Source organism: Klebsiella sp. HMSC09D12, assembly GCF_001808475.1.
GTDB lineage: Bacteria > Pseudomonadota > Gammaproteobacteria > Enterobacterales > Enterobacteriaceae > Klebsiella > Klebsiella oxytoca.
In genome coordinates, this window is the sequence record NZ_KV793429.1 from 43,665 (window position 1) to 55,347 (window position 11,683).

Below are 11,683 nucleotides of genomic sequence, written 5' to 3' on the forward strand. Positions count from 1 at the left end.
ACCCTCTCCGCGAGGGAGAGGGGCGGGGTGACATCCCTTTTTATTCAGGCCTTAACTCGCTGAATATACTCGGCAAAAGCGCTAAGCTGCCCGGTCAGATGATCGAGCGTGCCCTGATCGACAACTTTCCCCTCCTGCGGATCCACTTTATTCTGAATCACGCCGCCCATAAACTCGGGCTTATTCATCACCATCGCATCGAGGAATACCAGAATCTGACGCAGATGATACTGGCAGCGCGCGCCGCCAATGGCCCCCATAGAGCTGGTCTGGATCAGAACCGGCTTGCCGGATAGCGGTTGTTCCGGGAGACGAGACAGCCAGTCGATGGCGTTTTTCAGGCCGCCGGGCACCGAGTAGTTATATTCCGGCGTAACGATAACCACGCCATCCGCCTCACGAATTTGCTGCGCGATATCCTGAACGCTTTGTGGGAAACCCTCTTCCTGCTGCACGTCGGCATCATAGAGAGGAATATCGCCAATGGACGGTAACGCGGAAACTTCCATACCCGCGGGCGCGATGCCGGGCAGGGTACGTGCGACCATGGCATTAAAAGAGCCTTTGCGCAGACTTCCGAGTAACGTAACAACTTTCAACGTATCAGACATGATTGCTCCTTTGCATCATGATGGCCGGAAACACCGGTCAGTTGAGGGAGAAGGCTTTTTCTACCGGTAAACTGGTGAAGCGCATCAGCCGGGCGGATGGTTCTTTAGCACGGGCCTGCGCGTCAGGCAGGCTGCGCCAACCCTCTTTCGCGTTATATTCCCAGACTTTTAGCTGGCCAATATCCGGGCTGGCGGCAATAGACCAGACCAGCACCGTTTCGGCGTCGCAGACGGCTTCGATTGACTGCGTCCCGCTTGTCCGCAACCGTCCGGAGCCCGGGAGAAGCTGCAGGTTCAAGGCGGTTTCGCCGGTCAGCTTCATCACGCTTTTGCGTAACGCATCAAGCTGCGCGCGCGCTTCGTCAGGATCGTGCTGATTGCTAATCCATATTCGCTCATTACTGTTAAATACGTAACGTTCTGTATCGTGCGATGCATGTAACGCGCGGGAAGCGTGCGGCAATTCCATATCCAGGCCGCAATCGCCTTCGGTGGTTAAGGCAACGCCGACGATATTTCCGGCATAGGAGATGGAGAAACGCGGGAGATGTTCGTCGCGAAAAGCCGGTTTTCCATTCTCTTCGTCAATAATTTCGGGGAGTTCACTGATGCCGTACAACATAAAGAGGAGTTCTGCGAGGAGTGACCGGGATGCGCGATATCGGCTTTGTCGGTACTCAGGCAGGCGTCTGGCGGATTGATGACAGGCCGCTGACAGGCGTGTGGATAGCGGCTCCCGGGTGTTGAGTATCCCTCTTGCAAAATGCGTTGCCATTCTTCGCTCCGTGATTAATGGTCAATGATAAAAACTGCAAATGATATTATCGCTCAGAATTACCAGGTTTTAATGTGGAAATCATCTCTTGAAAAGGGAAATTGCGTGAATTTTACAATTTATTGCGCAAAGGGGGGCAAACCGGGAGCTATAGCGGTTCGGCGTAGAGCTGCCTGAGCGTTTCCCGTAGCCAGACGATCTTCGGGTTATAACTGTTGCGCTTATGCCAAAGAAGGGTAAAGGGGACGCGTATTTTCTCCAGCTGCGACGGTTCCAGCGGCAGAGGTAAGCAAACCAGCGGCAGGTGGTGCTGCTGATTGTAACGCTGGCAGTAACGCGGAGCGGTGGCCAGCATCGTATGATTGGGCTGAGCGGCCATAAATAACGACTGCTCAAAACCCGGAACGGTCAGCGCCACGGTGCGTTTATGTCCCAGATCCTGCAGGACATCGTCCAGCGCCCAGGTGTCGCTTTGTTCCCAGCAAATATTAATGTGCGGATAGCGCAAGAATGTGTCCAGATTCCACTCTTCGCTCAGCGCGGGATGATCGGCGCGCAACCATACCTGCGGGAGATCGGTAAACAGGATTTCAAAATCAATATACCAGGGCAGCAGGCTAAGCTGCTCCCGGGAGCGAGGATGTGTTTCCCTGCCGCAAAATCCGATATCGACTTCACCGCGAATAATCGCATCCAGCGAATCGTAATCCCAGTTACGCAGGCGGATCAGCGCCTGAGGATAGCGCTGGTAAATCCGCTGCGAAAGCGTATTGAGGAGGATCATCAGCAGCGGCGACTCTGCCGCCAGCTCAAACTTTAGCCCGCTGGGCATAGTGTGATGAGGCTTATCAAGGATCTGATTGCCCATCTGCATCCAGTCCGCCAGATCCTGCTCCATACTGCTCATCAGCGGCGTGGGTGATAGCCCCAGAGGCGTTTTGACAAACAGCGGATCGTCAAACCAGGCGCGCAGCTTGGCCAGCGATTTGCTTACCGCTGACGGCGAGACGTTCATCCGTTTCGCCGTGCGGGTGACGCTGAGCTCCTGAGTTAAGAGCTGCAGGCAGAGCAGCAGATTAAGATCGAGACTCGACAGGGGTTTCTTCATAGCGTTGCGCGGCCCGCGCCGGAGAGGCGACCATAATCAGAACAATGCTCACTATGCTACAGGCAATAAGTATCCCGATCAGCATATTCATCGCGCTGAGTCCGATGATGGCCGCCAGCCAAATCCACAGAGAAGAGCCGCAAACCTGAGCTATCCCTAAAACTGAACTCGCTACGCCAGCGCGCAGGGTGAATGGCCCGAGGGCCTGACTCATCGCCACGCCAAAGCCTGCGGAGAACCCTGCGCAAATCAGTCCCAGCCCCAGCATCGTCACCGTCTGGCTGGTGGACAGACTCAGCAGCACGCCCGCGCTAAAGAACAGCGCCTGTGAGGTCAGCATGAGCGTGCGGGGTTTAAATAGCGTCAGAGCGAACGGCGTCGAAAATGAAACCACCATGCTCACGAGCGCCATAAGCGCCATGGTCATGGAATAGGTACCGCGATCGAAGCCCATCACCTCCATCATCAGCACCGGTGAGACGTTAACGTAGGTCAGAATAGCCGCCACGCTCAGAGTAGTCATCACGATTCGGCTGAGGAAAAAGCGATTGAGCAGCGACTCCGGGACGATATTTTGCTGCTTTGCCGCGTGCGGAACGGATGTTGGTCGCGTTTCCCGCAACACAAATATCGACAGCAATCCCACCAGAGCCCCCATGCCGCTCATGGTATAGAACAGGCTCTGCCAGGGGAATTTCAGCATAATCAGATGACCGATTACCGGGGCCAGAACCGGAATAATGCAGGTAATACCGTTAAGGAGAGAAAGCACTTTTGCCCGGCGGCGATCGTCCAGGGTATCGCGCAATACCGCAAAGGCGACCACGTAGCAGCTGCCCGCGCCAATCCCCTGAATAAAACGCCCGGCCAGGAAATGGGCGCTGCCCTGCGCTTGCGAGCAAAGAAGAGAGGCCAGCAGGAAAACGACGGCGCCGAAAATCGCCACCGGCTTCCGGCCGGATTTGTCGGCTATACGGCCAGCAAACAGCATCGCCGCGGCCATTCCTGCCAGGTAAACTGAAAAGGCGATGTGCAGCTGCGCTTCACTGGCCCCCAGATCCTGCGCAATGCGCGGCAGGCCGACCAGATACATATCGATGCCGGATGGATAAAGCAGAACCAGCGCAAAACTGCAGATAAGAAAGCGTGCCATAGAACCCCTCACATAAGATTGCCGTAAAGCATAGTGGGGTTCGTGCGGTAGTACGAGTTGCCATTTGGACAACAATGTTTTCCTGAGAGGAAACGGGAGACGCAAGAGACACTTTTCATGCCCGGATAAATCGGTATGGTGGGTTTGATTCAGGGGATACCGTCCCGCCAGCGGGTCTGGCGGGCGGCGGAGGCTTGTCAGGCCAGCAGCGTGTGATTAACTTTAATCACCGTTTTTTTTATCTCAACGCTCTCTGCGCCCTGCACGCCTGGCTTATGCGGCTCGCCCGGCAAGAAAATGGCAAACATACCGGGCTTCAGCACTACCTGCTGCTGGTCGGCAATGGTTGAACATAGCCGGTAGTCGTCCTCGTGGTGCCATGTTTCGCACTCCCGGGCGCTATCGACCACGCCATAATGGATTGTTTCTTCGCCTTCCAGCAGGATCTGAATATCAATAAATTTTTTGTGCAGCTCCGCTTTTTTACTTTCCGCCGGCTGCGTAGCGAAGCGCATGACGTTCATATAAATATCATCGCCCTGTAAATCATAACGCCCGGGTTCACACTGCTGCGGTTGGGCCTTAACGGCCAGCCTCACAGCCTCAAGCAGAACGGGTGATAGTCCTGCGCATTCCGGGTGATGGATATCGCCGATAATCATAATGCTTTGTCCTCTGCTAACAACGCCGCGCCAATCAGCCCGGCATCATGCTGATAGTGTGCGGCTACAATAGGGGTGTGATATACCGCAGGCTCCTGCGCCAGATATCTTTCAACCAGGGGAATATAGCCGGGCGCCAGCCCGATACTGCCGCCCAGGACGGCATACTGGCAGTTATAGCTGGCCTTCATGTCGGCAATCAGCCGGGCGATGGTTTGCGCCGAACGGTGAACTAACGATGTCGCCTGGGAATGGCCGCTTTGCGAAAGAGCAAAAATGGTTTTGGCCGTCATTCCCTGCAGATCGTCGGTTGCCAGCGCGGCGATCCCCCTTCCGGATGCAATAGCCTCCACGCAGCCAATACGCCCGCAGCCGCAGCGCGGGCCGTGCGGGTCAGCCAGCGTATGGCCGATATGTCCGGCCAGCCCCTCCTTGCCGGACAAGAGCTTACCGTGGCAGACGATACCGCCGCCCACGCCGGTAGAGATGGTGATGAAGACCATCTCGCTCGCATCGGCAGCCAGAGCGTGATATTCGGCCCAGGCTGCCGCCTGCGCATCGTTCACCGCCAAGCACGGCAGCCCCGTTAGCTGCGCCAGCGTGTCCCTAAGAGGAAACTGCGCCAGCCCGCCCAGGTTATCCGGGTTTAACGCCGTCAGAACGCCGTGACCAATAATGCCCGTGGAGGCGACCGCTACCTGCCGGGACCGGCCTGCGAAAGGCGCAACCAGCTCGCGTAACGCTTCCGTTAGCGCCGCCGGCGTTTTGCTGGCTGGCGTTGGCAGCGTCTGTTTTTCCAGCACGCGATGCTGAGCATCGACCAGTGCGGCGGCAAGCTTGGTGCCGCCGATATCAATTGCCAGCGTGGTCATAGCGCAGCCTCAGTCAGCGCATCGCGGTACCACTGGCAGATGTGTTCCAGACGCGTAATCGCTGAGCCGACGGTCACCGCCCATGCGCCGTGCTTTATCGCCTGCGCCGCCAGCGCCGGGGAGTTAAATCGGCCTTCGGCAATGACCCGGTATCCTTTGGCGCTCAGCGCCTGCACTAGCGGGAAATCCGGTTCGGTAGGTACCGCATCCGTGGTATACCCGGACATCGTTGTCCCGATAATGTCTGCGCCAAGATTGTGGCACTCAGTCCCGTCCTCCAGGCTGGAGCAGTCTGCCATCGCCGCGCAGCCACGCTGATGAATTCGGTCAATCATTGCCTTAACGCCAACCGGACGCGGGCGATCCGTACCGTCGAAGGCGATAATATCCGCCCCCGCCTGCGCCAGCGCGTCTACATCTTCCAGAAATGGCGTAATGCGCACCGGCGAGTCCGGCAGATCGCGCTTGATGATGCCAATAATCGGTACTGAAATCAGCTCGCGGGTCGCCTTCAGGTTGTTAAGGCCTTCAATTCGTACTGCGACCGCCCCCGTATTGACCGCCGCCAGCGCCATAGCCGCGACGATTTCAGGTTTATCTAACGGGCTACCCGGTACCGGCTGGCAGGAGACAATGAGGCCACCCAATTGTTTAACGTTACTATCCAAATCATCAAATAAAGACATAGCACTATCCCTTACTTCCGTTTGCGCCCGACAGAGCCGGGCGCATGAATTTAGTGTTTATCGCAAAGCGGAGCGTTCGCTTTGTCGTGACCAACCAGTGCGCCGCTGAACGGTTTACCATCAATAGCGTCATGGGTACGTAGCGCTTCCGGGCGAATCCAGCGCTGTACTCGGGACGGCATATCCAGACCAATCAGCAGGATCACCACAAACGTCAGTCCGAAGGAGAGCGACCCCAGCGCCGTACCCAGATGCATGTGCTGTGCGACCAGCGCGCCGAGGACCGGCGCAGCCGCCCCGCCCAGGGCGCCTACGTTATAGGTGAAACCCAGACCGGCAGCGCGCTGGTCGGTGTCGAAGTAGCCGCCGATCAATTTCGGTAAGATCCCGGCAATCCCCTGACCCAGCATCTGCTGGAAGAAGAGAAGGATGCCCAGACCCCAGAGGCTGGAGCCGCCGATGGCGAAGACCGGAATAATCAGAACCTGCGATGCCAGCAGGCTGTAAACGTAGGCTTTTCGCGTGCCCAGCCAGTCGCCGAGGAAACCGCCGACGATGCAGCCGACGGCTGCGCCGAATCCGCTAAAGAAGAGCACCTTCGCGACCGTCGACGGATCGTATGCCAGCTCGGTTTTCAGATAGGTCGGCAACAGCGCCTGGATAGGCCAGGAGTAGAGAAAGGCGAACAGAACGACAACCATCAGCATCACGCCGGTCGGCCAACGTTTTCCGCTGCTCTGTACCATAAAGCTGATGAAAATGATGGTGCAGACGAGCGCCAGCGCAATCACCACGAGCGGATTGTGCAGGTTTCCGGCGAAGCAGAACCAGAGCGCGGCCGTTGCGGCCAGCGTCATCAGCATATTCATGGCGCGATATTTACCGCGATAGAGGATATCCACCATCGTCCGCACCGGCGTTTTTTTCGTCTGGCGCTCTGTCCAGTCTTCCGTTTCCGGAATATTTTTACGCAGCCACAGCGCGAAAATAATCGGCAGAATGCCGAGGAAGAACAACGCGCGCCAGCCCCATAAGGGGACCACCAGACTGTAAACCTGCGCCGCTACGACAGCGCCGACGGAAAAGCCGGAAATCAGGAAGCCGCTGGCTTTATTTCGCAAGTGTTTTGGCCAGCTTTCAATCACATAGGTGGCGCTGGATCCGTACTCTCCGGCCATTCCCATTCCAATCACCATACGGGCGATAAACATGGAGGTGTATCCAGGCGCAAAGCCGCAGGCCAGCGTACCGACGGAGAAAAGAATAATACTGCTGACCATCGCGAGGCGGCGGCCATAGCGGTCACCCATCGCCCCCAGCAGCAAGCCGCCGAACCAGCGGGAGATAAACGCCGCCGAGATAATACTCGCCGCCTGTACCGTGGTGAGCTGGAATTCGCTTTGTACTTCGGTGAGCACCAGAGCAATTAAAACGAAATCAAAACCATCCAGTAAATAGCCCAGCCAGGCTGCGGAAAACGCCCGCCACTGCGACTTATTGAGGTGCTTATACCATGGTTTGGTACTTATTATTTCACTCATATGCTCTCCTGTGATGAGCAACGTTTTTATGCTGTAGGGCCAAAAAAAAGCAGGGTGCCGCGCACCCGAATGAAGTTAAACTCCAATTAATGTATTTTTTAGAAGTTAAACACCACAAGGGCTTTGCATGAGATATGTGAACAAGATCATGGTCACAGGCGAGGGGGAATGAAAAAAGGCGATCTGACTCACGCGATGAGACGTAATATGTTTTTGCCGCGCCGGGGATAGCCGCATCACCACGGCGTTTTTTAAAAAACCATATTGCCTGGCGCTGAACTGTCCTCCATCATGAGCGCCTGATAATCGCGTAAACAGTAGGGAAGAGATGACGACTCCGACTTCGCCGGTCAAAGCCGGGAAAATACTTGATACCCTGGGGGCGATGCAAAGCAGTATGACCCGCGTCGGGAAAAGCATCGCGCAGTATGTGATCGCTTCCCCGCATAAGGTGACTCAGCTTTCGATTGCCGATCTCTCAGAGGAAGTGAACGCGGGCGAAGCATCGGTGATCCGTTTCTGTCGACAGCTGGGCTATAAAGGTTTTCAGAACTTCAAAATGGAACTGGCCATTGAGCTGGCCATGAACGATAGCGATGACAACAGCACGCTGCTGGAGGCTGAAATTCAGAAAACCGACGATGCGCACACCATCGGCCTGAAGCTCCAGGGCGCCATCTCGACCGTGCTTTCGGAAACGCTAAATCTGCTGGATATGGAGCAGGTGGAACGGGTCGTGGAGGCGCTGCATACTTGTAATTGCGCCTATATCTTTGGCGTTGGCGCTTCCGGACTGACCGCCGAGGAGATGAAGCATAAGCTGATGCGAATCGGGCTGCGCGTCGATGCCTTAACAAATAATCACTTTATGTATATGCAGGCCGCGCTGCTCAAGGTTGGCGATGTCGCCATCGGCATCAGCCACTCCGGACATTCGCCGGAAACCGCGCACGCCCTCGATCTGGCAAGGCAGGCTGGAGCCACCACCGTCGCCTTAACGCATAACCTCGGATCGCCATTGAGTAAAGTCGCTGATATTACGCTCATTAACGGCAACCGACAGGGGCGCCTGCAGGGTGACTCTATCGGCACTAAAACGGCGCAGCTCTTCGTTCTGGATCTCATTTATACGCTGCTGGTGCAGAGAGACCCGGAAGCCGCCCGCGCGAATAAACTGCGAACGATGGATGCTCTGTCCATGCTCAAGTAGCGCGAATTTAGTGCGATTCGTCACAATCTGATACTCCCGTTTTTTCTCCCTGCCGGTAACCTGTTGCAACCGGCATCGTTAGCCCCTAGGATGGAGTAATACTTCAAAATTAATTAATTTAAGAAGAAAAACACCATTCGAGGATTACATGACAAAGTTAACAGGTCTTATTGCCGCCCCCCATACGCCTTTTGATGCCAACGGCGAAGTCAACTACCCCGTTATCGATCGGATTGCCGAGCATCTGATTGCGCAGGGCGTTAAAGGTGCTTACGTCTGTGGGACGACCGGAGAAGGCATCCACTGTTCCGTAGAAGAGCGTAAAAAAATTGCCGAGCGCTGGGTCGCGGCAAGCCAGGGACAATTAAGCATTACGCTACACACCGGGGCTCTCAGCATCGCCGATGCGCTGGAGCTCAGCCGCCATGCTGAAACCCTGGATATTTTTGCCACCTCGGTCATCGGACCGTGCTTCTTCAAACCGTCAACCGTCGACGATCTGGTGGAATATTGCCGTATTATCGCCGCCGCCGCGCCGTCAAAAGGCTTCTATTACTACCACTCCGGCATGTCGGGTCTGAGCCTGGATATGGAGCAGTTCCTGATCGCGGCAGCGGATAAAATCCCGAACCTGTCCGGTATGAAGTTTAACTCCGCGGATATGTATGAGTTCCAGCGCTGCCTGCGCGTCAACAATCGCCAGTTCGATATTCCGTTCGGCGTGGATGAGTTTTTACCGGCAGGCCTGGCCTGCGGCGCCGTCGGCGCGGTTGGCAGTACTTATAACTATGCGGCGCCGCTCTATCATCGTCTGATCGACAGCTTTAACCGGGGAGACCATCAGGATGTTGCTGCCTGTATGGATAAGGTTATCGCAATTATTCGCGTCCTGATTCAGTACGGCGGCGTTGCGGCCGGGAAGCTGGCGATGCAGCTGCACAGTATTGACGTCGGCGATCCGCGCCGCCCGCTGCGCCCGATGACCAGCGAGCAAAAGCGCGTCGCGCTGGACGCTTTTCGCGCTGCCGATTTTATTTAATCGTTAAGCGCATCGACTGGCATCCGCGGGATACCGCATCCCCGGATGCTTCTTTATCAGCGACGTTATTTCCAGATCTTTGCCATACCTTCACTTTCTGGCCTGACGCTGGAAAACCCAAATTTTGCGTACAGCTCGGGAACATCCGCCACCAGCGAGACGTATGCCCCTTTAAACGCGTTTTCATCCAGCCAGGCGACAATTTTTTGCATGATCTGGCGACCAAGCCCTTTTCCCTGATGAGCGGGATCAACGGCGACGTCGACGATTTCAAAGTTCAGCGCGCCGTCGCCGACGATGCGCCCCATCCCAACGGGCACGCCCTCATAGAGGATATGCACCCCGTAGCAGCTATGCGGCAGACCCGCGCGGGCGCCTTCCAGCGGGCGCGGGGACATACCAGAAATGATGCGCAGGCGGCAAAAGTCTTCCGCAGAAGGTACGGTATCAATCAGGGTGTAATCACTCAACATGGTGGTATCCGGTACGAGTAAAGCGAGGGTATCGATAAGGGTAATAGAGAAAGCGCTGTGCCGTGAAGACGTAAAGGGAAAATAATAAACCCGCTTTAACAGGACGTTAAGGCGGGTTAGTCAATGCTCACAAACTGAGATTACTTACCAATACAGAAACTGGAGAAAATGCGCCCCAGCAGGTCGTCGGAGGTAAACTCACCGGTGATTTCGCTCAGGTTCTGCTGGGCCAGGCGCAGCTCTTCCGCCAGCAGCTCGCCAGCCCAGGCGCCCAGCAGCTGCGCTTTACCCTGCTGCAGATGCTCTGCGGCATCGGACAGCGCCTGCAGGTGGCGACGGCGCGCCAGAAAGCCGCCTTCCATATTGGTCTCAAAACCCATGCTCTGCTTGAGATGATTGCGCAGCACGTCTACGCCCTCGCCGGTACGCGCCGAAAGGCGGACAAGTGAGTGGTCATTTACTTCGCTCAACCCCAGCGTTTCGCCGGTAATATCCGCTTTGTTGCGCACCACGGTAATCGGCAAATTTTTCGGCAGACGGGCGATAAAATCTGGCCAGATATCCGCCGGATCGGTCGCACCGGTGGTGGTGCCGTCGACCATGAACAGTACGCGGTCGGCTTGTTCAATCTCCTGCCAGGCACGCTCGATGCCGATGCGCTCGACCTCGTCGTTCGCATCGCGCAGGCCGGCGGTATCAATGATGTGCAGCGGCATACCGTCAATGTGGATATGCTCGCGCAGAACGTCGCGGGTGGTTCCGGCAATATCGGTGACGATAGCCGCTTCCCGGCCCGCCAGCGCGTTCAGCAGGCTTGATTTCCCGGCGTTCGGCCGCCCGGCAATGACCACTTTCATCCCTTCGCGCAGCAGGCTGCCCTGGCGCGCCTCGGCGCGCACGGCGTCGAGATCGGCGATAACCGCGTTAAGCTGGGCTTCAATTTTACCATCGGAGAGGAAGTCGATCTCTTCGTCCGGAAAATCAATGGCTGCTTCGACGTAGATGCGCAGGTGAGTCAGCGCTTCCACCAGATGGTTGACGCGAGTAGAGAATGCGCCCTGCAGCGAATTCAGCGCTGAACGAGCCGCCTGCTCGGAGCTGGCGTCGATCAGGTCAGCAATCGCTTCGGCCTGGGCTAAATCGAGCTTATCGTTCAAAAACGCGCGCTCGGAGAACTCGCCGGGCCTGGCGATGCGCACACCCGGAAGCGTCAGAATACGTTTCAGAAGCAGGTCGAGAATAACAGGGCCGCCATGGCCCTGAAGCTCCAGCACGTCTTCACCAGTAAAGGAGTTCGGGCCGGGGAACCACAGGGCAATACCCTGATCCAGCGCGCTGCCGTCGCTGTCTTTAAACGGTAGGTAGTCGGCATAGCGCGGTTTCGGCAGCTTGCCCAGCACCGCCTGCGCAACGTCGCGCGCCTTCAGGCCAGAGATGCGCAGGATGCCCACACCACCGCGTCCCGGTGGGGTTGCCTGGGCGACGATAGTGTCGTTATGGCTCATGGTGACTCTCTATGTAGATGTAAAAAAGGCGGTCTATTGACCGCCTTC

Annotated in this window: 12 protein-coding genes; 2 read left to right on the forward strand and 10 right to left on the reverse strand. The window is 56.5% G+C overall.

Annotation, left to right across the window (positions count from 1 at the left end):
- Positions 1-44: 44 nt before the first annotated feature.
- The 8 genes from HMPREF3178_RS06375 to HMPREF3178_RS06410 form a co-directional block, all read right to left on the reverse strand.
- On the reverse strand, positions 45-611 hold the full coding sequence (locus tag HMPREF3178_RS06375) for an NADPH-dependent FMN reductase (protein ID WP_004116720.1): 567 nt from the start codon (positions 609-611) through the stop codon (positions 45-47).
- A gap of 37 nt (positions 612-648) precedes the next feature.
- Complete coding sequence (locus HMPREF3178_RS06380; RefSeq protein ID WP_369752008.1) at positions 649-1,233, reverse strand: 4'-phosphopantetheinyl transferase family protein; 585 nt, start codon at positions 1,231-1,233, stop codon at positions 649-651.
- A gap of 301 nt (positions 1,234-1,534) precedes the next feature.
- Positions 1,535-2,494 (reverse strand): HTH-type transcriptional regulator YidZ, encoded by a 960-nt coding sequence (gene yidZ, locus HMPREF3178_RS06385; protein WP_004107223.1) that lies wholly within the window; start codon positions 2,492-2,494, stop codon positions 1,535-1,537.
- Positions 2,463-3,647 (reverse strand): MFS transporter, encoded by a 1,185-nt coding sequence (locus tag HMPREF3178_RS06390; protein ID WP_017145195.1) that lies wholly within the window; start codon positions 3,645-3,647, stop codon positions 2,463-2,465. The genes yidZ and HMPREF3178_RS06390 overlap by 32 nt, the downstream gene beginning before the upstream one ends.
- Before the next feature lie 197 nt (positions 3,648-3,844).
- The gene (nanQ, locus tag HMPREF3178_RS06395) at positions 3,845-4,309 is read right to left on the reverse strand and encodes an N-acetylneuraminate anomerase (protein WP_004107221.1); all 465 of its coding nucleotides are present in this window, start codon (positions 4,307-4,309) and stop codon (positions 3,845-3,847) included.
- Complete coding sequence (gene nanK, locus HMPREF3178_RS06400; RefSeq protein WP_004107220.1) at positions 4,306-5,181, reverse strand: N-acetylmannosamine kinase; 876 nt, start codon at positions 5,179-5,181, stop codon at positions 4,306-4,308. Before nanK ends, nanQ begins: the two co-directional genes overlap by 4 nt.
- Positions 5,178-5,867 carry an N-acetylmannosamine-6-phosphate 2-epimerase gene (locus tag HMPREF3178_RS06405; protein WP_004107219.1) on the reverse strand — a complete coding sequence of 230 codons (690 nt, stop codon included), beginning with the start codon at positions 5,865-5,867 and terminating at the stop codon, positions 5,178-5,180. Before HMPREF3178_RS06405 ends, nanK begins: the two co-directional genes overlap by 4 nt.
- A 50-nt stretch (positions 5,868-5,917) precedes the next feature.
- Entirely contained in the window at positions 5,918-7,408 is a 1,491-nt protein-coding gene (locus HMPREF3178_RS06410; protein ID WP_004107218.1) for an MFS transporter, read from the reverse strand.
- 328 nt (positions 7,409-7,736) lie between these two features.
- On the opposite strand from HMPREF3178_RS06410, the gene HMPREF3178_RS06415 reads away from it, so the two are divergent.
- Together HMPREF3178_RS06415 and HMPREF3178_RS06420 are read left to right on the forward strand one after the other, a co-directional pair.
- On the forward strand, positions 7,737-8,618 hold the full coding sequence (locus tag HMPREF3178_RS06415) for a MurR/RpiR family transcriptional regulator (protein ID WP_004107217.1): 882 nt from the start codon (positions 7,737-7,739) through the stop codon (positions 8,616-8,618).
- A 148-nt stretch (positions 8,619-8,766) separates the two neighbouring features.
- Entirely contained in the window at positions 8,767-9,657 is an 891-nt protein-coding gene (locus tag HMPREF3178_RS06420) for a dihydrodipicolinate synthase family protein (RefSeq protein WP_004107216.1), read from the forward strand.
- Positions 9,658-9,722: 65 nt separating this feature from the next.
- Here the strand turns inward: HMPREF3178_RS06420 and HMPREF3178_RS06425 are convergent, their stop codons facing one another.
- Both HMPREF3178_RS06425 and mnmE read right to left on the reverse strand, forming a co-directional pair.
- Positions 9,723-10,130 (reverse strand): GNAT family N-acetyltransferase, encoded by a 408-nt coding sequence (locus HMPREF3178_RS06425; RefSeq protein ID WP_004107215.1) that lies wholly within the window; start codon positions 10,128-10,130, stop codon positions 9,723-9,725.
- A 140-nt stretch (positions 10,131-10,270) separates the two neighbouring features.
- Positions 10,271-11,635, reverse strand: coding sequence for a tRNA uridine-5-carboxymethylaminomethyl(34) synthesis GTPase MnmE (gene mnmE, locus HMPREF3178_RS06430; RefSeq protein ID WP_004107214.1), 1,365 nt, complete (start codon positions 11,633-11,635; stop codon positions 10,271-10,273).
- Positions 11,636-11,683: the final 48 nt, after the last annotated feature.